Origin of the sequence: Metabacillus schmidteae, from assembly GCF_903166545.1 — a bacterium.
Lineage (GTDB): Bacteria > Bacillota > Bacilli > Bacillales > Bacillaceae > Metabacillus > Metabacillus schmidteae.
Genome location: NZ_CAESCH010000001.1, coordinates 2,521,259 through 2,543,824, shown reverse-complemented (window position 1 = coordinate 2,543,824; position 22,566 = coordinate 2,521,259). Strand labels below are relative to the sequence as shown.

28 protein-coding genes and 2 riboswitches are annotated in these 22,566 nt (G+C 34.0%); of the genes, 10 read left to right on the top strand and 18 right to left on the bottom strand.

Going from position 1 to position 22,566, the window contains the following annotated elements:
- Nucleotides 1–131 precede the first annotated feature (131 nt).
- Nucleotides 132–698, bottom strand: coding sequence for a hypothetical protein (locus tag HWV59_RS12210; RefSeq protein WP_175638962.1), 567 nt, complete (start codon nucleotides 696–698; stop codon nucleotides 132–134).
- A gap of 248 nt (nucleotides 699–946) precedes the next feature.
- On the opposite strand from HWV59_RS12210, the gene HWV59_RS12205 reads away from it, so the two are divergent.
- The gene (locus HWV59_RS12205; RefSeq protein WP_175638961.1) at nucleotides 947–1,540 is read left to right on the top strand and encodes a TetR/AcrR family transcriptional regulator; all 594 of its coding nucleotides are present in this window, start codon (nucleotides 947–949) and stop codon (nucleotides 1,538–1,540) included.
- A gap of 33 nt (nucleotides 1,541–1,573) precedes the next feature.
- The gene (locus HWV59_RS12200) at nucleotides 1,574–1,708 is read left to right on the top strand and encodes an anti-repressor SinI family protein (RefSeq protein WP_235991717.1); all 135 of its coding nucleotides are present in this window, start codon (nucleotides 1,574–1,576) and stop codon (nucleotides 1,706–1,708) included.
- A 71-nt stretch (nucleotides 1,709–1,779) separates the two neighbouring features.
- Here HWV59_RS12200 and HWV59_RS12195 read toward each other — a convergent pair whose 3' ends face one another.
- The 6 genes from HWV59_RS12195 to HWV59_RS12170 all read right to left on the bottom strand — a co-directional run bounded on the left by HWV59_RS12195 (nucleotide 1,780) and on the right by HWV59_RS12170 (nucleotide 9,225).
- Complete coding sequence (locus tag HWV59_RS12195; RefSeq protein WP_102229813.1) at nucleotides 1,780–1,959, bottom strand: hypothetical protein; 180 nt, start codon at nucleotides 1,957–1,959, stop codon at nucleotides 1,780–1,782.
- Nucleotides 1,960–1,989: 30 nt separating this feature from the next.
- Nucleotides 1,990–2,661 (bottom strand): serine/threonine protein kinase, encoded by a 672-nt coding sequence (locus HWV59_RS12190; protein WP_175638960.1) that lies wholly within the window; start codon nucleotides 2,659–2,661, stop codon nucleotides 1,990–1,992.
- 341 nt (nucleotides 2,662–3,002) lie between these two features.
- Nucleotides 3,003–3,836 carry a pentapeptide repeat-containing protein gene (locus HWV59_RS12185; protein WP_175638959.1) on the bottom strand — a complete coding sequence of 278 codons (834 nt, stop codon included), beginning with the start codon at nucleotides 3,834–3,836 and terminating at the stop codon, nucleotides 3,003–3,005.
- A 90-nt stretch (nucleotides 3,837–3,926) separates the two neighbouring features.
- A complete protein-coding gene (locus HWV59_RS12180) occupies nucleotides 3,927–4,880 on the bottom strand; it encodes a ribose-phosphate diphosphokinase (RefSeq protein WP_175638958.1) in 954 nt (317 codons plus the stop codon).
- Nucleotides 4,881–5,153: 273 nt separating this feature from the next.
- Nucleotides 5,154–7,454: a 5-methyltetrahydropteroyltriglutamate--homocysteine S-methyltransferase gene (gene metE, locus HWV59_RS12175; RefSeq protein WP_175638957.1), complete on the bottom strand. Its 2,301-nt coding sequence runs from the start codon at nucleotides 7,452–7,454 to the stop codon at nucleotides 5,154–5,156.
- 151 nt (nucleotides 7,455–7,605) lie between these two features.
- Nucleotides 7,606–7,796: riboswitch (cobalamin riboswitch) on the bottom strand.
- A gap of 81 nt (nucleotides 7,797–7,877) precedes the next feature.
- A riboswitch (SAM riboswitch) is annotated at nucleotides 7,878–7,989 on the bottom strand.
- Between the two features lie 135 nt (nucleotides 7,990–8,124).
- The gene (locus HWV59_RS12170; RefSeq protein ID WP_235991716.1) at nucleotides 8,125–9,225 is read right to left on the bottom strand and encodes an NAD(P)-dependent alcohol dehydrogenase; all 1,101 of its coding nucleotides are present in this window, start codon (nucleotides 9,223–9,225) and stop codon (nucleotides 8,125–8,127) included.
- Nucleotides 9,226–9,539: 314 nt separating this feature from the next.
- On the opposite strand from HWV59_RS12170, the gene HWV59_RS12165 reads away from it, so the two are divergent.
- Nucleotides 9,540–10,100, top strand: a complete 561-nt coding sequence (locus HWV59_RS12165) for a peptidoglycan-binding domain-containing protein (RefSeq protein ID WP_175638956.1) — start codon at nucleotides 9,540–9,542, stop codon at nucleotides 10,098–10,100.
- Nucleotides 10,101–10,321: 221 nt separating this feature from the next.
- Here the strand turns inward: HWV59_RS12165 and HWV59_RS12160 are convergent, their stop codons facing one another.
- The gene (locus HWV59_RS12160) at nucleotides 10,322–11,152 is read right to left on the bottom strand and encodes a sugar phosphate isomerase/epimerase family protein (protein ID WP_175638955.1); all 831 of its coding nucleotides are present in this window, start codon (nucleotides 11,150–11,152) and stop codon (nucleotides 10,322–10,324) included.
- A gap of 72 nt (nucleotides 11,153–11,224) precedes the next feature.
- A complete protein-coding gene (locus HWV59_RS12155) occupies nucleotides 11,225–12,298 on the bottom strand; it encodes a Gfo/Idh/MocA family protein (protein WP_175638954.1) in 1,074 nt (357 codons plus the stop codon).
- 142 nt (nucleotides 12,299–12,440) lie between these two features.
- Here HWV59_RS12155 and HWV59_RS12150 point away from each other — a divergent pair, with 142 nt between their 5' ends.
- Nucleotides 12,441–13,301 carry an AraC family transcriptional regulator gene (locus tag HWV59_RS12150; RefSeq protein WP_175638953.1) on the top strand — a complete coding sequence of 287 codons (861 nt, stop codon included), beginning with the start codon at nucleotides 12,441–12,443 and terminating at the stop codon, nucleotides 13,299–13,301.
- Between the two features lie 110 nt (nucleotides 13,302–13,411).
- Here the strand turns inward: HWV59_RS12150 and HWV59_RS12145 are convergent, their stop codons facing one another.
- Nucleotides 13,412–14,164: a sugar phosphate isomerase/epimerase family protein gene (locus HWV59_RS12145; RefSeq protein WP_175638952.1), complete on the bottom strand. Its 753-nt coding sequence runs from the start codon at nucleotides 14,162–14,164 to the stop codon at nucleotides 13,412–13,414.
- A gap of 446 nt (nucleotides 14,165–14,610) precedes the next feature.
- Between HWV59_RS12145 and HWV59_RS12140 the strand changes: the two genes are divergently transcribed.
- Together HWV59_RS12140 and HWV59_RS12135 are read left to right on the top strand one after the other, a co-directional pair.
- Nucleotides 14,611–14,820, top strand: coding sequence for a hypothetical protein (locus HWV59_RS12140; RefSeq protein ID WP_175638951.1), 210 nt, complete (start codon nucleotides 14,611–14,613; stop codon nucleotides 14,818–14,820).
- A gap of 118 nt (nucleotides 14,821–14,938) precedes the next feature.
- Nucleotides 14,939–15,364: a DUF2621 domain-containing protein gene (locus HWV59_RS12135; RefSeq protein WP_175638950.1), complete on the top strand. Its 426-nt coding sequence runs from the start codon at nucleotides 14,939–14,941 to the stop codon at nucleotides 15,362–15,364.
- A gap of 121 nt (nucleotides 15,365–15,485) precedes the next feature.
- Here HWV59_RS12135 and HWV59_RS12130 read toward each other — a convergent pair whose 3' ends face one another.
- From HWV59_RS12130 to HWV59_RS12120, 3 genes are all read right to left on the bottom strand, one after another.
- Nucleotides 15,486–15,965: a CcdC family protein gene (locus tag HWV59_RS12130; protein ID WP_175638949.1), complete on the bottom strand. Its 480-nt coding sequence runs from the start codon at nucleotides 15,963–15,965 to the stop codon at nucleotides 15,486–15,488.
- Nucleotides 15,966–16,163: 198 nt separating this feature from the next.
- Nucleotides 16,164–16,523, bottom strand: coding sequence for a response regulator (locus HWV59_RS12125; RefSeq protein ID WP_175638948.1), 360 nt, complete (start codon nucleotides 16,521–16,523; stop codon nucleotides 16,164–16,166).
- A gap of 285 nt (nucleotides 16,524–16,808) precedes the next feature.
- Nucleotides 16,809–17,516: a cytochrome c biogenesis protein CcdA gene (locus tag HWV59_RS12120; protein ID WP_175638947.1), complete on the bottom strand. Its 708-nt coding sequence runs from the start codon at nucleotides 17,514–17,516 to the stop codon at nucleotides 16,809–16,811.
- A gap of 238 nt (nucleotides 17,517–17,754) precedes the next feature.
- Between HWV59_RS12120 and HWV59_RS12115 the strand changes: the two genes are divergently transcribed.
- The 3 genes from HWV59_RS12115 (at nucleotide 17,755) to HWV59_RS12105 (ending at nucleotide 19,038) form a co-directional block, all read left to right on the top strand.
- A complete protein-coding gene (locus tag HWV59_RS12115; protein WP_328824329.1) occupies nucleotides 17,755–17,916 on the top strand; it encodes an aspartyl-phosphate phosphatase Spo0E family protein in 162 nt (53 codons plus the stop codon).
- A gap of 185 nt (nucleotides 17,917–18,101) precedes the next feature.
- Entirely contained in the window at nucleotides 18,102–18,287 is a 186-nt protein-coding gene (locus tag HWV59_RS12110; protein WP_175638945.1) for a hypothetical protein, read from the top strand.
- A gap of 319 nt (nucleotides 18,288–18,606) precedes the next feature.
- Nucleotides 18,607–19,038, top strand: a complete 432-nt coding sequence (locus tag HWV59_RS12105; protein WP_175638944.1) for a YkvA family protein — start codon at nucleotides 18,607–18,609, stop codon at nucleotides 19,036–19,038.
- Nucleotides 19,039–19,317: 279 nt separating this feature from the next.
- Here HWV59_RS12105 and HWV59_RS12100 read toward each other — a convergent pair whose 3' ends face one another.
- The 5 genes from HWV59_RS12100 to yneA form a co-directional block, all read right to left on the bottom strand.
- Entirely contained in the window at nucleotides 19,318–19,536 is a 219-nt protein-coding gene (locus HWV59_RS12100) for a YneF family protein (protein ID WP_102229796.1), read from the bottom strand.
- An 86-nt stretch (nucleotides 19,537–19,622) separates the two neighbouring features.
- Nucleotides 19,623–20,072: a sporulation inhibitor of replication protein SirA gene (sirA, locus tag HWV59_RS12095; RefSeq protein ID WP_175638943.1), complete on the bottom strand. Its 450-nt coding sequence runs from the start codon at nucleotides 20,070–20,072 to the stop codon at nucleotides 19,623–19,625.
- 279 nt (nucleotides 20,073–20,351) lie between these two features.
- Nucleotides 20,352–20,582, bottom strand: coding sequence for a DUF896 domain-containing protein (locus HWV59_RS12090; protein ID WP_175638942.1), 231 nt, complete (start codon nucleotides 20,580–20,582; stop codon nucleotides 20,352–20,354).
- A 170-nt stretch (nucleotides 20,583–20,752) separates the two neighbouring features.
- Nucleotides 20,753–21,409, bottom strand: coding sequence for a YneB family resolvase-like protein (locus HWV59_RS12085; RefSeq protein WP_175638941.1), 657 nt, complete (start codon nucleotides 21,407–21,409; stop codon nucleotides 20,753–20,755).
- Nucleotides 21,410–21,444: 35 nt separating this feature from the next.
- Nucleotides 21,445–21,756, bottom strand: coding sequence for a cell division suppressor protein YneA (gene yneA / locus HWV59_RS12080; RefSeq protein WP_175638940.1), 312 nt, complete (start codon nucleotides 21,754–21,756; stop codon nucleotides 21,445–21,447).
- 155 nt (nucleotides 21,757–21,911) lie between these two features.
- Here yneA and lexA point away from each other — a divergent pair, with 155 nt between their 5' ends.
- On the top strand, nucleotides 21,912–22,532 hold the full coding sequence (lexA, locus tag HWV59_RS12075; RefSeq protein WP_175640045.1) for a transcriptional repressor LexA: 621 nt from the start codon (nucleotides 21,912–21,914) through the stop codon (nucleotides 22,530–22,532).
- The last annotated feature ends 34 nt before the right edge of the window (nucleotides 22,533–22,566 follow it).

Sequence of the window (22,566 nt, the reverse complement as noted above, 5' to 3'; positions counted from 1 at the left end):
TATATTTTCATGATTTAGATTCTTAATTTTACCATTTTTCCTCCAGATACATAATGATTTTTAGTTAATGAATTAGAAAAAGGACGTTCCCTACAAAGGATTGTGTCCATTATGTATCTGAAAAGCTTCACTTATATTTTTTCATTGGCTTTCCAATGTTTTAAAACTCTTGTAAATAAATATGCTGAGAATGCAATTCCAAGATCGATTAGAAATAAATAAAGTTGATTCATGCCATTATTAAATTCCACTGTACCTAATAGAACTTCAATTGTTGCAAATCCAAATGCAAAAATAACACTTAAAACAACTGTATAGAGAATAAAACTCTTTTTATGATTAGTACAATACTGATACACAAGTAAATATCCAACCGGTAGTACTGAAGCTGTCATATTAAGAGCATATGGTAACAAAGGTGTAAGGAAGAATTTATGAACAAATAAACCGTTTCTTGCGAGGATAATATCTATATATGTCCAAATGATGTGGACAGTATATCCAAAAAAGAACACCTCAAACAATCTTTTTCGATCTACTGTGAAATAAAGTAAAAGTAGTGGCATGACCATTAAAGAAAGAGTTAACCAAAACTGCGAAGTTCCAAAGCTTGAGTACTCATTCCAGTAAGAAGAAAATAAAGGAATTAACTGTTGATTATTCTCTTCAATTTTTTGCCAGTATTCATTTATAGTCATTATTTATCCACCCTATCCCAATTACCCGGTTTACTATGTACATCGATACTTTTTACTCGTAAATTTATCATCTTTTAATATGCAAATACAAACATAGTTTAATCAATTGTTGTTCTTCTATACAAAGTTAAATGAGAAGTCAATCTAATTATCTTTGAGAGAACCGCTAGCATATAATCCTTGACTAATTCATTCATTTCATTGGATAATACTTATGAGTAATATAATTCAAATGGGGTTTTTGCATTATGGGACAAAGAGGTCGAAAACAAGGTTCAAATGGACTAGAAAGTAAAGCGAAGTTACTATCAATTGCAACCGAAGAATTTGCCACAAATGGATTTCATGCAACAAAAATTAGTACAATCGTTAAAAGAGCTGGTGTTACTCAACCGACTTTTTATCTATATTTCCATAGCAAAGAAGCTATTTTTCAGGAACTAGTTAATCATTTTCGGACTAAGTTATCGCAACTTTCACAAGAAAGTAGACTTGAATCCGGATTGGATGGTACCAATCTTCCTGGAAGAATAGCCGGTGGGCTTGCCGCCATCTTTTCCTTTCTAAACGATGACCCTCATTTAACTAAGATCGGTTTTTTCATTTCAGCAGAAGCTGATGATATTAAAAATCAAATTGCAGAGCAAATAACAAGTAACTTAATCTCAGAACAGAATGATGGATATTTTCGTCAAGATCTTGACATGAGAACGGTTGCAGATAGTTTAGTCGGAGTGATTGAACGTCTTACTGTGACAAGTCTTTTTAATGGAATTAAGAAACCGGAAGAATTAGCAAATGAGATTGTTAATCTTTATTTGTACGGGTTGCAGTCAAAATAGTTTCAAGAACCTTTCATAACGGGGATGATTATAATGATAAATTCAGCAAAAGAAATGAACGATGAAAGTTTGGATTTAGAGTGGATCGAACTAATGAAAACAGCTATAAAGATTGGGTTAACGGTAGAGGAAGTTCACGAATTTCTAATGGAAAACAGGAAAAGTTAATCCGTTTACATATAAGTTTGAAAGACAGCATAAAAAAAGGATCGTTTTGAACAATCCTCAAGAATTTAATCTTAACTGCTATATGAACTAAAGAAACTGCCAGATTTATGTTTTCTTTTATAGTGATGATGTCCATACTTTGATGGATGGTGATGTTTTGAATAGCTTCTTCTTTTGAAATCACTTGAGCTGTACTTCCCATAAGGTTTTGATTTTTTGCCTAATAAAGATTTTAATATTTTATCTAACATGTTAATTCCTCCTTTATATTTCCAATTCCTTTATTTCCAAAAAACTTTTAGTTTTAATACATCTTTCATAAACTCTTCGATGGAAGAATTTTTTCTTAAGTTATACCACCTTTGGATGGTTTCCATAAGCCAAATGGGAATCGCCTTACCATCAACTAAGTGGTAATAATCATCATAGGCTTTCTTCAAATGCTCCCAGCGGTGATCATTTCCGGGTTTTAAGTATTCAGATACATCAATAACTTTTGCTCTGCCATTCTGTAGTAAGATGTTCTTTAAATGTATATCCCTTGGGTTTAGGTTCTGATCTTGCGCATACTTTCTTGCATTCTCAACATCAGCAATTGCCTGTGAAGGAATATGGATACCTTGTAGTAGACAATCATAAAGCGTAATACCCGATTCAAAGCTTAATACTAAATATCTATCAAAAGCTCCAAAGCATTTAGAAAAGAATGGTGAGTCATTTAATTGTTCATAGACATTTGCTTCTGTTTGAATTTTATCTTTTTTCTCTTCAGCATAGAGCTTAAATGCATATGATGGTTCATGAATATATTGAAAAACAGCAGCATCTGTTCCAACACCAATACAACTTAAATCATGAACATTTCCTGAAATCGTTACCGGCTTATTGTTAGGATTTGATGTAATTGTAATTTGTGACAATAGTTCGTCTACTACTAATAGATCTTTTTCCAAACTTTCACCCAATTTCTCCGAAGTAACTTTTCGTTTAAATATAACTAAAATATATTGCTATTCATCACTCCTATTTATAGAATTAAGCTAAAAGAATGAATTCCTTACCAAATGAAAAAGACCTTTACCGATGATGGTAAAGATCTAAAAAAAGACCTTTACCAATTTATAAGTATCAATTGGCAAAGGTCTCGCTAGCAATATGATTGCCAACAAAGCCGGGGTAAAACCCGAAATGACGACTTTGTTTTCCAGCTACTCCCCTTTGGAGGAACTAACGTTCAATTAACTTATCTCAATTTTAACAGAATTTTCACACTAAGTCAATTTATAACCATTATTTAGTTTAACCAGTGGGAAGGAATTTCTAGAGATGGTGGCAATTTTGTACGATGATCTCCATTTGCAGAATTAACTTGTACTTGAGTTAAAAAGATACTTCCTGTTAAGTTTGCTCCACATATATTTGCATCCCGTAAGTCTGCCCCAATGAAATCAGCAAATCTTAAGTCCGAATTTCTAAGATCACATGCAATTAGAAAGGCTCCCCTTAAATTTGCTCCTTTGAAATTTGCGCCCTTAAAATTTGAACCAATGAGATCAATTCCCTTTTTTAATTTAACCCTTTGTTTTTGATCATGTTTAACATTTGCCCGTACGTATTCACTTGTTTGAATGAGTAAATGATTAACATATTCCCTATGTTGGATTATATCTAATTTTAATATCGATTGTGGATTTAGGTGAGTAAGACGTTCTGTTTTTTCTATTGCTTGTTGTATGTTTGTTTGGATTCCACTAGCTTCTTTTCTATTTAATGCTTCATATAAATAACGAAGCATTTCATGAAGTTGCTGCATAACAGGAAATACTTCAAACATTTCCTTTTCAATTTCTTTGTTTTTTCTCCAGTCTCTTCCACTGTATGTAAATTGTGAAACCTTTTGACCGGCTCCAAAACATTCATAAACTGTACAACCGCGAAATCCACTCTTTCTTAAATTACGATGAATCCCACACCGGTAATCTGTCTGAAGATTTTCACAAGGAATTCCGCTATCCTTATCATAAGCAAAGTCCGCAGATTTTAAGTAAGGTAAAGCAACACAACATAAGCCAAAGCAATTCTCACAATCTGCCTTTACACTTTTTAAGTCTTCTATCTCAACACTCAAAATTCCACTTCCTTACACCTTCGATTGGAAATTTCAACAATAAGAATAACCGGAGTTTATATTGGCTCCGGCTTTTGCTTCATAAAGTGATTATTGTACCAACTCGTCAACTGATTGTTTTTCATATATACGTTTTATCGCTTCACTAATTAATGGCGCAACTGATAGCTCAACTAGTTTATCGATCCTTTTCTCTTCCGGAAGTGTAATCGAGTCAGTTACAATCAATTCTTTTATTTTGGAGCTTTGAATTCGTTCAATTGCAGGACCAGATAAAACCGGATGTGTACAACATGCATACACCTCTTTAGCACCGTGCTCTACTAATGCATTTGCCGCTAATGTTATCGTTCCTGCTGTGTCAATAATATCGTCGATTAATATCGCCGTTTTACCTTCAATATGACCAACAATATTCATAACCTCTACTACATTTGGTCTCGGACGTCTTTTATCAATTATGGCAATTGGCGCCTTCAATCGATCTGCTAATTTACGAGCTCTCGTAACTCCGCCATGGTCTGGTGATACAATGACAATATCATCTAAATTCTTATTAATGAAGTATTCTCCTAAAATTGGTACACCTAATAGGTGGTCAATTGGTATATCGAAGAAGCCTTGTATCTGTGGTGCATGTAAATCCAGGGCAATCACACGAGTAGAGCCTGCTCTTTCAAGCAGATTTGCAACCAGCTTTGCAGTAATAGGCTCCCTTGCTCTTGCTTTACGATCTTGACGAGCATATCCGTAATATGGAATAACTAAATTAATGGTTTTTGCAGATGCACGTTTTAAAGCATCTACCATTATTAATAGTTCCATTAGATGTTCATTTACAGGATTGCTAATCGATTGGATGATATATACCTCATCTCCTCGGATACTCTCCTCAATGTTTATTTGAATTTCTCCATCACTAAAACGAGTAACAGAACTCTTTCCTAATTCAACGCCAAGTAATTCTGCAATCTTAGTAGCTAACTTGGGATCAGAGTTTAGTGAAAATAGTTTTAAATTAGAATCTGCGTAGCTATTAGGCATGGTAAAATGTAAACCTCCAGTAGGACTATTAATTTGTGGCTTTGTTATAAACAAGTATTGATTTTTAACACTAAGATAAATGTTCGGAAATCAACAGGAAATATTAACAAAGCCTTAGAAATGAGTAATTTGTATAATCTTTTCTTATTTTACACTATTCCTTGTGAGTTCAATAGTAACTTCACTATAATTCTTTTAATTTTTTAGTAACTCTTTATGTAAAAAAATGCGAGACCTAGTATGGTCCCGCATTTTTATTCATTCATCGTCTTTTTATCTTTTGTTGACAAGTAACTTCTCTCTCGTATGCTCAGCAGCTTCTACCATAACTTTTAATGCAGCAACCGTTTCTTCTATTCCCCGAGTTTTCAAACCACAATCAGGGTTAATCCAGAACAATTTGGGATCGAGTACTTGTAGGGCACGATCGATATTTCGTAATAATTCCTCAACTCTTGGTACTCGTGGACTATGGATATCATATACTCCTAGACCAATCCCTTTGTTATAAGTTGTTTCTTCAAATGCTTGAATCAATTCCCCATGACTTCTTGATGTTTCTATAGAAATAACATCTGCATCAAGTGCATCAATCGTATCAATAATATTTTTGAAATCTGAATAACACATATGTGTATGAATTTGTGTTTCATCTTGCACAGATGTTGTAGCAAGTTTGAATGCATAAACTGCGGCATTGAGATAATTCTCCCAGTTTTCACGCTTTAATGGAAGTCCTTCCCGAATCGCCGGTTCATCAACTTGAATCATTTGAATGCCATTTTTTTCAAGGCTATCAACTTCTTTCCGAAGCGCCAAAGCAATTTGATTAGCCACTTCATAACGAGGGATATCATCACGAACAAATGACCAATTTAGTATTGTAATTGGACCTGTTAACATTCCTTTTACAGGTTTTGATGTTAATGATTGAGCGTACACTGTTTCCTTTACTGTCATTAATTCCTTCAAGTCAACATCGCCATAGATAAGCGGTGGTTTCACACACCTTGACCCATATGATTGAACCCATCCGAACTTTGTGAATTGAAATCCTAGTAGTTTTTCTCCAAAATATTCAACCATATCTGTCCGCTCGAATTCCCCGTGGACAAAAACATCTAAACCGAGTTCTTCTTGAATATCGATCCATTTTTTAATCTCTGCTTTAATATAATCCTCATATTCCACATCGGTTAACTCGCCTTTACGCCATTTTAACCGCTTATTTCTAACTTCTTTTGTTTGTGGAAAGCTACCGATTGTAGTCGTAGGAAGCAAAGGTAAATCAAAAGCATTTGCCTGTAATTCCTGACGCACAGATAACTCTGCTCTCCGGTCTACATCATATAAATGAATGTTATTTACGGCATCCTGTACTTCTATATTGTTTCGGAATGATGATTTGTTTAAAGATTGGATGGCTGATGTACTCTCTGTAATTTGGTTTTGTACTGATTCAATGCCATTATTTAATGCTCTTGTTAATATGACAACTTCATTTATTTTTTCATCTGCAAAAGATAATGCATTTTTTATAACTTCATCAAGCGTTTCTTCACTTTTTACAGTTACTGGTACATGCAATAAACTTGATGATGGCTGAACGATTAAACGATCCCTTGAAACAAACGTTGATAGTTCAGTAATAGTTGCAAGCTTCTCATCTAGATTGCCACGCCAAATGTTACGTCCATTGATTACACCAGCAGCTAACACCTTATCCTGTGGAAAACCAAATTGATTTAAAGCAGCAAGGTGATGGCCGCCATCATGGACGAAATCGAGTCCTATCCCTTGGACTGGAAGAGAACAAACTTCTTTGAAATAATCAATACGATCAAAATAAGTTTGCAAAATCACCTTAACATTTGGTGCTGCTTCATGTAACTGATGGTAGACCTCCTGGAATAATTCAAGCTCATCAAGAGAAACATTTGTTGCTAAAATCGGTTCATCGATTTGAACCCACTGGACACCTTCTGTTTGTAATTGCTTAAGGATCTGAGCATACAGGGGTACAAATTTTTTGACTACGTTATTAAAATCAGACTTCTTGTATCCTTTTGAAAGCTTCACAAAGGTTATTGGTCCTAGAATGACTGGCTTTCCATCAATATTTAGCTTTTGTTTTGCTTCTTTGAAAAATTGAAGCGGGCGGTTCTCTACCAGTTTAGGCTCTACATGATGTAACTCCGGAACAATATAGTGATAGTTTGTGTTAAACCATTTTGTCATTTCACAGGCAACTGCACCTTTATTGCCTCTCGCCATATCAAAATATGTTTCTAATGAAACTGGTCCATTACTATTATTTTCAAAGCGCTCTGGTACAAGTCCAAACATGACAGCTGTATCAAGGACATGGTCATAAAAGCTGAAATCTCCGATAGGAATTATATCAATACCTTGCTCTTTTTGCTTTTTTAGGTGTTGAAGCCTAATCTCTTCCATTTGTTTTAAAAATGCATCCTTTTCAAGGTTCCCTGCCCAATAATGTTCAAGCACCTTTTTCCATTCTCGTTTTTCACCAATACGTGGATAGCCTAAATTCGAGCTTTTTATTTGATTCATACCTTCATACACTCCTCTAATTTTTTTGTCCCAAACTAAAAAATCTCTCTTTTCAAATTAGAAAAGAGAGATTCATACGCATGGCTAACTAGAATTGAGACATCTTGGCTTTCTCAACACGTATTCCTCACTCCTCCCTATCATCCGTAGGTACAAGCGCATATATCAGGCAGGTCTCCTGACTTAGGTTCATCGCTTCTTATCCCTTCCCATTTCATCAAGAAATAGTGGTGAATGATAAGTTGCTCCCCAATACAGTGGCGGGACCGTGCCGGATTCTCACCGGACTTCCCTTTTAAGCTATGATTAAATTTTCACAGCACCTGATACATTTGATATGTAATTTTCAGACGATTTCTTCCTCAATAAAACCTAAAGACCTCTCTATTAAGAATAGAGAGGTCTTCATTTTATTGAAATCCCCTCTTATTTTACAAAGACACATACTTTGTAGGAATTAGCACCTTTTCAACAACGATGGTTGAATGGTTGCCGGGCTTCATCGGGCCAGTCCCTCCGCCACTCTTAATAAGAGTTTTTTGATAATTAATGATATTTTGAATTTAATAGCATATTAGCATGAGAAAAGAAAACTGTCAAAGAGAATTTTCTTATTTTTCCATTATTAATTAAAAGGAAATTGTAGATAGAACTTATTTTTGGTAACCTTTTATTCTATTAAACCATTAGGATAAACGATCACTTTTAAACTTTCTTTTTTATTTAACCTAGCACGTTCCATCGCTTCTTTCGTTTCGTTAAGAGTATAACGGTCTGTAATTAAGCTATCTAAATTGTAATTTTGTGATGACAAAAACTCTATTCCTTGAGAATACGTATTTGCATATCTAAAGATTCCAAAAATGTCTAATTCATAATCTGCAATAAGTGGAACATTGAGAGCAATTTCATCTTGTGGCGGCAATCCAACAATGGCTAATTTTCCACCTCTTTTTAAAGATTTCAGGGCTGATTGAAGCGCTTTCGGATTACCTGCTGTTTCAAATGCAACGTCAACACCTTTTCCAGCGGTGATGCTTGCAATTTCTTCATTTGGATCTTGCTCTAAAACATTTATAACATGAGTTGCGCCAAGTTTTTTTGCAGCCTTCAAACGGTTTTCCTCTAGGTCAGTAACGATTATTTTTGAAGCCCCAAAGGCTTTAACTGCCGCAATAGCTGTAAGTCCAACAGGTCCCATACCCATGATAACCACTGTTGATCCCGGTTGTAGGTTTGACCTTTTAGCTGCATGAATTCCTACAGAAAAAGGCTCAACAAGTGATGCTTCTTCAAACGATAGATCATCTGGAATAGGAAATAAAAAATCTTCCCGGTGTTTTATATATTGAACAAAAGCACCATCTACTGGCGGAGTTGCTAAAAATTGAACTTCTGGACAAAGATTATATCTTCCTTCCTTACAATATTCGCATTGTCCACAAGTAATGCCAGGTTCGATTGCCACACGATCTCCAATTTTCAACCTGGAGACTTGTTCGCCAACACTTACAACAATACCTGCGCATTCATGACCTAAAATAATGGGCTTTTCAACAACATATCTTCCAATTTTTCCATGTTCATAATAATGGATGTCAGATCCGCATATCCCAACAGCCATTACCTTGACTAATACCTCATTACCTTTAACTTTTGGAACAGCAACTTCCTGAAGTTCAATTTCGTAAGGCTTCGTCATTACTGCAGCTTTCATAATAGTTGGAATTTCTAATTTTTCAACATTCTTGACAATAGATTGATTCGTCATCTTTTTTTTATCCCCTTTCTTACCCTAAAACGAAACCGCTTTCTAAATTACTTATTTAGAACAGTTCATGTGTTGATTGTCTGATAATTGATTCTGGAATGTTATACTAATCTCTTTTAGGATACCATCATTTTTATATTCTAAAAAGATAAAAAAACAGGATTTTCAATTTGTTTTATTAATTTTGTAATAGATTTCTGAAAAATTTTTCAATTAATCAATGAATCTTTTTTAAAAAATGATCATTCAGATGAAACAATTGTTAAGTCTCTCTCGTTTCATATACGAAAAACAAACAAAGGGAGATGTTTCATTTGAATAAATTAAAAAAGTTATCAGCAACTGTATTAACTGCTTCTGTATTATTATTAGGAGTACCTGCAGGAGGAGTAAGTGCCCAAGAAAGTATCAATTATTCTATCTTTGACTTACAAGGTATGTTGAAACAAGGATCTAAAGGAGAAAACGTTAAAATCATGCAGCGCGCATTGAACGAAGTAATGGGTGCTGAATTATCTGAGGATGGGATATTTGGTCCTAATACCAAAACAGCTGTTATGGCGTTTCAGAAATCTAAGAAAACACTAAAGGTTGATGGCATCTACGGACCAAATACACATGCAGAGCTATCTAAAGAAATTAACTCTTTCGGCTTTGAGAACACTGTTTTAAAAGTAGGCAGCCGAGGTGAAGCTGTAAAAACACTACAAAAAGCATTAAATGATATGAGCTACAATGTGACAGTAGATGGAATATATGGACCACAAACAAAAGGTGCTGTTATTAAATTTCAAGAACGCTTCCCAGAACTAAAAAATGATGGAATTTTTGGACCAAAAACTAAAGCAGTTATGGATAAAGTTTTAAATGACTAGTGAGAAAGGCGATCATTTTTATGATCGCCTCAGACTGTTGACAAACGCTCGCTTTCTTCGTTACTCACCTTGCTGCGGTGCTCATTACCAACCCCGGTAACTCCGCTCCTCACAATGCTTCGTGCCTCGAAAGCAAGCGTTAGCAATCAGTCTGAAGGGCTAGCGATTTTTACTTTGTCTACAAACTGAGGCGATCATTTTTATGATCGCCTTTACTACTTTTATATTTTATTAAACACTTTGTCAAACCCAGCTTTAGAGCGTCGTATTAATTCATCACTTGATTCTTTTGGTTGTGAAGGAGTTAATACTTCTTGTGATATTGGACCGCTATACCCGGTTTCCTTTATGCTTCTTAAGAATAATGGTAAATTAATGATCCCCTCTCCAGTGTAAAGCCGATCATTATCTTTCAGATCTTCCACCGGCAAATCAGCGGCATCATTAATATGAACATGAACAATTTGCTGCTCATTTAAATTCGTCAGATCCTCACTTGAAAGCCCTGTTGTGTACCAATGATATGAATCTAACAACAATCCCACATTTGGTAATCCTATTGCATCAATTAATTGCAGAGTTTCCTTCTGCGTCCAAATAAATGGATTTTTCCACGTATCTCTTAAATGGTGGGGACCAACATATTCTAAACCAAGTCTTATATCATAAGAACCTAGAACTTCTGCACAAATTCTCAGACGTTTTATTGCTAAGCTCATGAATTGTGCAGAATTGAAATCTGTTGATGGTAATATATAAGTGCAACATCGTGTACATCCTAAATCTTTAGCAGCCTTAGCAGATGCAGCAAGTTTAACCAAATCGTTTGAAAACACTTCGTCGGAACTTCTCCATTCAACTGGTAATCCTATTGCCCCTATTCGTATGTTATTAGTTTGTAATATCTCTATTGCCCCTTCTTTACCATAGGCTTCAATAAAATCCTTTGCATCCAGATCAACTGTTTGAAAAGAGTATTCTGCTGCTAACTCAACAAATTGTTTATCATCTTCGAGAGTTCCTAACCCGGCTTTGGTTAATCCTCTTAACATCAAAAAATCACCTCTTTAGGATAATCTATTTGATAACGTCACTCGGTCACAAGTCCAATTATTATTATCTTATTAAATTTCCCAATCTAAAATGACTTCACGTCCTGTTTTAGATGATTTATAAATCGCATCTAAAATGAGATTATTTGTTAACCCTGACATTGCAGAGGTAATCGGTTGTTTTTCTTCTTGAATACACTCAATAAAATGTTTACTTAATAATACTCTATCATCTTCTTCACGGTCCTTCTCGGTAAGTTCTAGATCTATTGCTTGATCAAATTGCTCTGTTAATATCTTTACAGAATTTCCGTTTATAGAAGCACCACCTTCAGACCCCATTATGTGAATAAAAGGATTATTGCTTGTATCCATATTAACAGCCCAGCTAACTTCAAGAGAGAGCGTAGATCCGTCCTCCATTTTAATTAAAGCAGTTGCTAAATCTTCAACATCATATTGCCCATTCCAATTCGGAGTTCCCCAGTTTCCTATTCCTTTCTTTTTTGGTCCGAATTCGGCATAAGTTGATCCGTATACAGAAACCGGTTTCGGATTTCCCATTAAATAAAGTCCTAAATCTAACATATGAACACCTATGTCAATTAATGGTCCACCGCCAGCTTCTGACTTTGTCGTAAACCAGCTTCCCCAACCTGGAATCCCCTTTCTACGGAACCAGCCTGTTTTGGCATGATAAATCTTTCCAAATGAGCCCTTTCCTACTTGTTCTTTTATTTGCTGAATTTGCCATTGCCATCTCATTTGATGTCCAACCATTACGACCTTGCCTGAATCCCGTTGTGCTCTGACAATTTCTTTTGCAGCTTCACTGTTAATCCCCATAGGTTTTTCGACTAACACATGCTTTCCTGCCTTTAATGCTTGGATTGCTAGTGGTGCATGCCATTTATTAGGAACACCAATAATAACTGCATCTATATTGCTATCTTGAATCAATTCCTCAGCACTATTAAACACTTTGTTCACTTTATATTCATCTGCTCTTTGTTCAGCTAGCGGAAGATACACGTCTGTAATCCCTTGCAGAACAATTAAGTTTGTTAATTTTGAAAATGTACTTAGGTGGACATTTCCAATTGCTCCTGCTCCAATGATCCCAATTCTAATCTTTTGATTACCCATTTGTCTAACCTCCATCACTCAATATTTCCTTTTAGCAAAGCATAAAAAACGCTTACAACTATGATAAAATAAAATTGATAGAATAGCAGATCAATTTTTCATCTAAATATCTCATTTTTTCTGATAGGAGGAAACGGTTTTTATGACCACTTTTCCGATGTATTTATCTGAATATCCAAATATGAATACAACTTTCCCGTTTCATCTATCAATACATAGAATCCAAGAACACTTTCCTTCACATCGACATGATTATCTTGAATTTTCTCTAGTCATTGAAGGCTATGGAAGTGAGTTAATCAACGGCAAAGAACATAAAATGGAGCCAGGTACCTTTACGTTTATTCTTCCTTATCAAATTCATGAAATCTCAGCCGCAAAGGAATCTACTTTGGTTTTATTCAATTGCATCTTCGATCTAGGTTTACTTCACAATTTGGGGTTATTAAACTCTTTAGTTAAAACAGAGGAAATCTTATTAGATCCTTATATTAAAATTGATGCTCATCATTTCTCGAGAATGAGAAGCATATTGGAAGAAATGCTTGAAGAATATAAAGAAAATTATCATCATCGAGACATTTTAATAAAAGCCAAGCTTGCAGAAATATTGGTGTTATTTGAACGGTTGAGACGTAGGAATAATTCGACTCACGTTTCTAGTGGAAAGACAACAAAAAAAGGGATCATTTGGGAAGTCATTCAATACATTCATATTCATTATCACGATGACATTTCTTTATCCCATTTAGCAAATAAATTTCATGTAAGTGTTCCATATTTAAGTGAACTTTTTAAAGAACATGTGGGACAAAACTTTGTACATTTCTTACATGAAGTCAGAATTCGGCATGCATGCAGCTTATTAACTTCAACAACCATTCCTGTTACAGATATCGCTCTAGAAGTTGGTTATCGTTCATTCCAGACGTTTTCACGCGTTTTCCGTGATCAAAAAAAATTAACACCAACAGCTTATCGAAAAACTCAACTTTCTAAATAAACAGGCAAAACTGAATTATTCAGTCTAAGAATTATAGTTCTTTTTTATGACAAACTACAAATCTATCTAAAAGTGGGAGCACTCATTCTTGGAGTGCTCCCACAAATCAATTAGTTTATTTTTAAAAGCTGATCTTTTAAATAGTTAATACTTATTTCCACACTTTCAAGTGGCGAGCGCTTACATCTATCTTGCTCTACTACCACCCATTCAACTTTTGCTTCATCAAGGCTATGTAAGATTCCTTCCAGATTAACCCCACCAGTTCCAAGCTCTGCAAATGTACGATCAGAATCAGTTGTCATATCCTTTAAATGAATTAATGGCATACGACCAGAATATTTTTTTATCCAATCAACAGGATCTTCACCTGCAAGTGTTAACCAATATACATCTAATTCAGCCTTTACATACTCTGGATTCGTCTCATCAAATAATCTTTCAAGATGTGTGCGACCTTCCTTTTTTTCTAATTCAAAATCATGATTATGATAACTTAGAGCAATTCCCTCTTGAAAGCATCTTTCTCCAACTTGATTTAATGTTTGCGTGAGTTGATCATACTCTTCTCTTCTTTCCTCTACCAAATAAGGACAAACAATATTTTTACAGTTAAGCGTTTTCAAATATGCTATTTCATTTTCTAAATTTTGTTCCATTCGTTCCAATGGTACATGGCTACTTACAGCAGCTAATCCAAGACGATCCAATGTTTCTTTTAATTCATTAGCATCTTTACCATAATAACCAGCTAGTTCCACACCATTAAAACCTAATGCAGCTACTTTTTCTAAAGTACCATAAAAATCCTGCTCACACTCTTCCCTTAATGTGAATAATTGAACAGCAATGAATTTCCCCATTATATATTACTCCCTTTCATGCTAGTTTTATTTTTATCATACCAGAATACTCCTATGAAAATATATACAAAAATAACAAATGGAGTTTTTTTATTACTTCTAATGTATCGAATATGAATTTGATTGAACTATTATATATAAAGTAAATGTACAGGGTAATATTTACCAAAAATAACATTTGATCTTTCCTTTACATTTACAAAGTAATTGACTACACTAACATTATCCCTTCCGAAACATTCGCTTGTTGCGGGACACTTAACCAATGTACGGGTCGGGAGGGATAGAAGGTGGTTAAACTTAGGTTTAACCACCTTCTTTTTGTAAAGATGACTATATTTACCGGAAAGTTAGTGCGCTTTAAAACGTTTTCTGCTATTATTAAATTATATATTTATCTTTAATTGGCCAACTTAGGATTGGTGTCTTCTTTAGGAGGAGCTTTTATGTCACGTACATATGAATTTGTTTACTTACCAACAGATGTTGGGACGATTCGACTTGATATATTCTATAAGCATTCCATGTTTCATGTTCAAGCTGAATTGAATGACTTGATGACGTCTTCTTATGACCGAAAAAAAGTGGAAGCTGTCAAAAAGTCATTGCTCCTCTTAGCAAAAGAGCATCATGCTTTTGGGCATCATCATGAGTAGAACGCACTATATTGAATTAAATATCAAACATAAATAAGCAGTTATGCAATAAGAAACTTAATTGCGTGAGCTGCTTATTTTAATCCCTTTATATGTTTTAAAACAAGAGGTGAAAATTGTGTTAGAAGGTTGGTTCCTTTGGTTTATCTTATTTTGGGTTGTATTCCTTCTATCTATGCTAGTTATCGGTGGCTACTTTATGTTCCGTAAATTTTTACAAAGACTACCTAAAGAAGATGGAAAGTCAGACCTGGATTGGCAAGACTTCTATTTAGAAAAGACAAAGCATATGTGGAAAGATGAAGAAAAAAATTTGCTGGAAGAGCTGGTAGAGCCTGTTCCAGAGTTGTTTCGTGATGTTGCAAGGGCTAAAATTGCAGGCAAAATTGGCCAATTAGCCTTTGATGAGAAAGCCTCATCAATTAATTTAGATTTAATTATAAGAGGATATATTATGGCCACTCCCAAACGTGATCATAAATTTCTTATGAAAAGACTTAACGAGAAACAAATTGACTACTCTGAATATAAAACACTATTCTAAGGTCGATGGTTTCTCCCCTATTTCTACTTTGTTAGCACTATTCACAGTTTCATGCATTTAAGCATTTTAAGAATGAAAAAATCCGAAATCATCAGATTTCGGATTTTTTATATGTAGTTCATCATTTTTGGTGGTTTTTAAATGTAAGCTCTTCTTGTACCCGTAAAAACGAACGGTACATAGCAATTCTCCATGGAACAATCATTCCAAATGCTAAAATCCAGAACATCCCGCTTAATTCTCCAACATCAATTGTGTTGCTCAAAAAAGATTTCATGATGATTCGAATAATTAATAAACCAATTAATATAAAAGCAAATGCCTTTGAACGCTTTAAGTAAATGTTATTATCTCTAATTTCAAAATTAGAAGTTTTAATTAAAAAAATCGAAAAAAACATTCCTATAAACAGTGCCTCAAAAAATTCTGCAGCTGTTACCCGAAAAAATGGATGAATAAACATTAATGCCCCTGTACTCATAAAGATTGGGGGCAAAATAATTTTTTTTGCCGTTGCAGGTTTTTTAGCAGATTTAAAGCGAATGAATAAAACAAATAAGGCCATTGCTACAGCAATGAAAGATGAAACTACCGTTAACAATACTATCAATCCTTTACTAGTCAACTCTACATGTACTAGTATAAACGAATTTTGATTAGATACCTAGAAAATCTCAAATAAAAATATTGCCTTACTCAGAAGATAGATCTCTCCAATACACAATAAAAATGAGTTCGGCTGGATTTGACAAGCTTAAAAACCATTTAAGAAAGAGTATTCTTAAATGGTTTTTTGTCATTATCCTAAAACACGATCAATTGCTTCCAATACTCTATTTTCATCAAAAGGCTTAACAATGAAATCTTTAGCACCTGCTTCAATCGCTTCAACAACCATTTTTTGTTGGCCCATCGCTGAACACATAATGATTTTAGCATTAGAGTATTGCTGTTTGATTTCCTTTAGAGCTTCTATACCATTTTTCTCTGGCATTGTAATATCTAAAGTAACTAAATCCGGCTGTTCCTTAATAAAAAGTTCAACTGCCTGTATACCATTTTCAGCTTCTCCAACAATTTCATGGTTCGCCTTTTTTAATATATTTGACAAAGTCATTCTCATAAACTTGGCATCATCAACAATTAATATCCTAGCCATGCCTAGCTCCTCCTCATTCATGGTGAGAAAAACTTAGCTTCCCGCCACATGTTTAACCGACGAGAGCTTATGTTTTTCTTATACTATCAGATATAAAATAAAATTCTGACAATATAAAGAAAGGTTGTGTCAACAAACTCTCTAAATAGAAGGCGATTGACATTTGACATAATTGAGGCTATCAAATTTTTCATAACCTTCAATTCAATATCCATCACACATATGACCATTATATCAAATTTATCTCTTAAATATAGTAAAATGTCACTAAAAATAGAGATTGTATTAAAAACCAGTGAATCCACCAAAAAGTCTTGTTAAAAAAATAATAATAGATGTCATGATATCAAAAAATAACAAGATTCCCATAAGAATCATGAGATACCCGCCAATTTTCATAATGGCCATATTATGCTTTTTAATCCAACCAAGTTTCCCGATAAAAAAAGATAATACGATAAAGGGTACTGCAAAGCCTAAAATATAGGCAATCATATATATCATAGCGGATCCAGGATTTGTTGCTGCTAACCAAATTACCGCAGAGAGAATTGGACCTGTGCACGGCGTCCAACCTGCTGCAAATGCCATACCAATCAAAATTGTACCTAAATAGCCTGCAGGGCGGTTTTTAAATTCAAACCGATGCTCTTTCATTAAAAACTTTGGAGTAAAAACACCGATAATCATCAGACCAAATACAATAATTAACAATGCACCAATTTGTCTTATTAAATCTTGATAATTTTGAAACAGCTCTCCAATAAACGAAGTTCCAAACCCCAGAGCAATAAAGATTGAAGAAAAACCAATTAAAAAGAATATAGTATGTAAGAAGCTTCTCTTCTGTAAGAATGCATTTTCAGATTTAAGTTCACCTACTGATACACCTGTAATATACGATAAAAATGCAGGATAAAGTGGTAAACAGCACGGAGAAATAAACGATAAAAAACCAGCTCCGAACGCTAAAAAAATATTCACATCAGCCATATTACTCCTCCTAAAGAGAATGTCTTCTCTATTCTAGCAAATGTTACATTGTTTTAAATGTTTCTTAATGTGACATTTTTATGTCAATTTTATTTTTTATGGCAAATTTTTCTTTTCATACCACCTAATAACCATTTATAATATAATCATTGCTGTTTATTTCATAAGATTTAAAATGATATAATATAAATAGCTAATCTCTGCAAAGAAAGGACAAGTTCTCGTGTCTAAACAAGAAATGCTTCAAATAATTGAAAAGAAACGAGCCGAGCTAATTGACATTGTCCTAAAAAATGGGCTAAACTCAAACATTTCTATTAAATATAGCCAAGAGCTTGATGTATTATTAACACAATATATAAAAGAAGATTTACCTCATAAAAAGCAGGTTTGTTCATAAATATACAAAAATAGCACGTTTTTCGTGCTTTTTTCAATTTCTCGACATTGATCCTTTACCACCCTTCACATACTTTTTTGAAAACACCCCTTATTAAATCCTTCTAAAAAATGAGTCTTTAGATGTGTATATATGCAAATATTTTTACATATTATCTAACAATCCAATAGGAAGGAGGAAAAACCATGAATACTCGGATTTTCTTGTTCCTAGCAGCACTTTTCAGTGGATTTGCACTCATTCGAACTCCATTAGCAGATACTTTCTTAGCAAGTATCGAACCCGTAACAACAACAATCGGCGTATTAACGATTCTAATATTCTCACTTGCCTTAATTTATTACGGTGTAAGAAATTTGTTTAGTAAATAGAATTTTTATTGCGGTATAGGAAGGCATGCTATATAGGTGCTTTCCTTTTTTGCATACAACCTGTTAATTGTTCAAAGATCATGGTTCCCCACTTTCTAACAACATATGTTCAGTACATTATCTTTAAATACAAAAGCCTCCCTTCCTCTTACCTCTTTTTGATTTGACATCTTAACACCGTAGCTTTACTGCATTTTTTACAGACCACTTTTCTCAATTTACCGATTCATTTACTAAACAATATATCTCATTTATAAAATTTTCTGGTAAAATAGATTTATGTCATGACCCAAATAAATATTATATGTGAGGTATTATAATGTCACAGGATGTAAAACCTGAAAACTTTTCTAAGCATTTTTCGAATGATTCTTTTTGGAGTAAGCTAAAGAAATTTGGCAAAAAAGCTGGTGTTTCAGTTGTTTATGTAGCACTTTTACTTTTTTATACTCTGCAAAAACCAACAACTCCTGTTTGGGCTAAAACTGTAATTATTAGCGTACTAGGATATTTCATTCTTCCAGTTGATCTCTTCCCTGATTTACTTCCTGCTGGTTATACTGATGATATGTCAGGATTATTTGGAGCACTTGTTACAGTAGCAATGTTTATCGATGACGAAGTGAAATATAAGGCAAAAGAAAGAGTTAGAATATGGTTTGGCGATCAAGCAGTCTCTGAGACTGAAACTGTAGATGATAAAATGAATAAGAAAGTAAATCAAGAAGATAAAGAAAAGGATGAAGATTAATTCTACCTGGCTCTCTAAGGAGCCTTATTATTTTATTGTTTGGTATAACCTGTGTCAACTATAATAGATACTCTTCAATTCATCCTAATAACAAAAAAAACCACCATTCATTGGAATAGTTTCCAACAAAATAAGTGGTTTTGATTTGGTCTAATGAAAATAAATCAAAAATAAGAACGATACTCTGATGAAAAATTCACTAATTGTTTTTATTCATAAAAGATAACGTATAATATATATCAACACAAGTCTTTAAACCTTGTTATACCAACGTTTTTCTTATTTTTGCATTTTGTTCATTTGAGACATCATTTGATTAATTTTCTTTTGGGATGGTTTCATTCCCATTTGCATCATCATCATTTTTAGCATTTGCTCATTAATAGGTGGATTTTTCTTCAGGTAATCCATCATATATTTACGCGCAATGAAAAATCCTAGTGCAACTCCAGCAAGTAGTGCTAGAACGCCTACTAGAATAACAACCCATAATTCCATTGGTACTCCTCCTTCATGTTGTCTATCTTACAGTGTACTAAATCAATAGCTATTATACAACATTTGAACTATAATTTCTCTATATTTCAGCCAAAATTTCTTTCTTTTATAGGGTTTAACCAACCATATCTTTCACCTTTAAAATCCATTGCTAAAAAACAAGGATCAAACTTTCTTAACACTTCAAAAAAAATGGTTTCCGCTTCAAAACTTCCATCAGAAGAAAGTTCTAGATGGCGATTTTTTACAATAAGCGTTGCGTTGCCGACGTTTCCTTTTAGTACAATTTTATGTATATTATGAAACATTTGATAATCCGAACGTTTTGATAGATGAGTTCCTAGCAGTTGATGTATAAATAATGCCGGGATTGGCTTAGTGATATACTGTATTTGCTTTTCAATTGTACTTCCATGAGCTGAACGTACTGTTGTCCAGTGAAAGTCTTGAAACAGATGGTAGATTTTAGATTCCCGTCCAAAGTAGTGACTTGCAAACTCTTCTTCTATTAAATATATATAATAGTGTCTCACCATTTCACTCTCCCCAACTATCTATTTCTCACATTATATAAGAAATCAAAAGAAATAATTGTCTTAAACTGGAGAGAGAAGACACTATTTTTGTCGAACAGAACTGATAATTTTTGTTATAATATAGATGTTAAAAATATTACGGTTCCACTGCAGGCACTTTCTTTCCATGGACAGTACTGGAATGCACCTGCATAGCTTTCTTAAGCACCAGGCTTACCTCAGCTCTCCATGCTCTACAGGAAAATAAAAAATAGGAGGAATGATAGTTGCTCCTCCTATTTAATGAAGATCTTTTCTTCTCTCATTTTTAATTTTTTGAGGGGTTACATCATTGCCATTTGGATCAACAACTGTAACACCTTTTAGTGTATTCTTCATCGAAGAACGAAAAGCATGTAAATAATCATTGCGTAAAGTTTGTTGTTCTACCTTCTCTTCTTCCGTTAAGCCCTCAGTTTTTGATTTCTTTGATAATTCATTTATTCGATCTATTTTAGATTTAGGTAACATTCAATACTACTCCTCTCAACACTAGTCTATTCTAAACAGGTAAAATAGTCTAAATTATGTTTTAACAAAATCTATAATTTAGATATACTTTTCCTACAAATGTCATCATACTAAACAGCGAGACAAATGACAACTAATAAGTATGGAAGTACTAGTACTGAGATCAACTCTCATTTCGAGTTGAATTGAGTTTCTTCAATGTGCTCTTTATATCTTCTATGAACTGTAGCTTTACTAACATCAAATCCAAGTCCTCTAAGGGTAGCAGCTATTTCTTGAAATGTTAGATCCTTATTTCTCAACTTAATTATTTCTTCAAGTGGGACCTCAATCTTCTCTCTACCTCCTGCTTGGTCTTGGTTCTTAAGATTTTTTTGAGGATTAAATCCATTCTGGATAGCACGCTGCATCCCTCTTTTAATCTTATAATTTATCAGCTTTCTTTGAAATTCTTCAACTGTAGCCAGTATACTCAGTATCATTGAATCTGTTTCAGATAACTCCGGCTCACCTTTTTCGTTTAAAGTGAAAATGGATGCTTGTAGTTTCTTTATTTCATGTAAAAGCGCGATCTTTGCGTGACCACGCCCTAATCTAGTATCATCTTGAACTAAAAGGACAGATGCTTTCTTATCTTTTAACAACTCAAGCGCTTCAATAATTCCATCCCTATCTACATCATATCCACTATGTCTTTCTTCTATTATTTTAATAACGTTCATATTGTGAGTTGCAGCTAGTGAAAGAAGCTCTTCTTTTTGTCTTTCAATTGAAGTATCTTGTGTATCTTTCTCTGTACTAACTCGACAATAAATAACGGCCTTCATTTTTATCATCACCTATTCACTAGATCTGTGTTAATTCATTCACTTGCTATTTGTTGAAATTGATGAACTTCTTCTTTATGTATTGGTACAAAAACGATTTCTCCTGGTGTTAATGTAGAAGAATGAATCTCATTTTTCTCCTGAACCCACTTGACAAAATCCTGTTTTGAAATATTATGTTTATCTTGAAATTGATCTGCAATCGTCCAGAGACTATCACCTTTTTTAATTTCAACTTGGTGATAGTTTTCTAAACTATCGGTTTTATTGGTATAAGTAATTCCTACTGTTATGGCTAATAGTACAACAAAAAAAGCTAGAATGTAAGATAAAGACTCTTTTTTCATAAGTAACACCTCATAAGAATATTTGTTCGTATTTATAAGTAAAGTATAGTACGAACAATTGTTCTAGTCAAGTGTTTTTTCGAACTTATGTTTGTATATAAAGGTAAATGATGCTATAATAAACATAAATTAGAGGATCCGAGGTGTCACAAAAGATGACAAAACTATCAAAAAGACAACAAGATATCTTAAGCTTCATAAAAGATGAGGTCCAAAAGAAAGGATATCCACCTTCTGTTCGCGAAATTGGTGAAGCGGTGGGACTGGCTTCAAGCTCAACGGTCCATGGACATTTAGCTAGATTAGAATCCAAAGGATTGATTAGAAGAGACCCCACAAAACCTAGAGCAATTGAAATCTTAGAAGAAGAAACAAATCATATTCCAAAAATTAATGTAGTAAATGTCCCGGTCATCGGGAAAGTAACAGCAGGGCTTCCGATTACAGCTATCGAGAATGTTGAAGAATATTTTCCTTTACCTGACCGTTATGTTTCGGAAGATGAACATGTTTTTATGCTGGAAATTATGGGTGAAAGTATGATTGAGGCTGGTATTTTAGATGGAGACTTAGTAATTGTCCGTCAGCAACAGACGGCTAACAATGGTGATATTGTTGTTGCTATGACAGAAGATGACGAGGCAACATGTAAGAGATTCTTCAAAGAAAAAGACTATATTCGCCTGCAACCTGAAAACTCTACGATGGAGCCAATTATTTTACGAAATGTTAGTATTTTAGGAAAAGTAATTGGGGTTTATCGAACAGTACACTAAGCTTATCTTCTTAGAAGATAAGCTTTTTTCATAT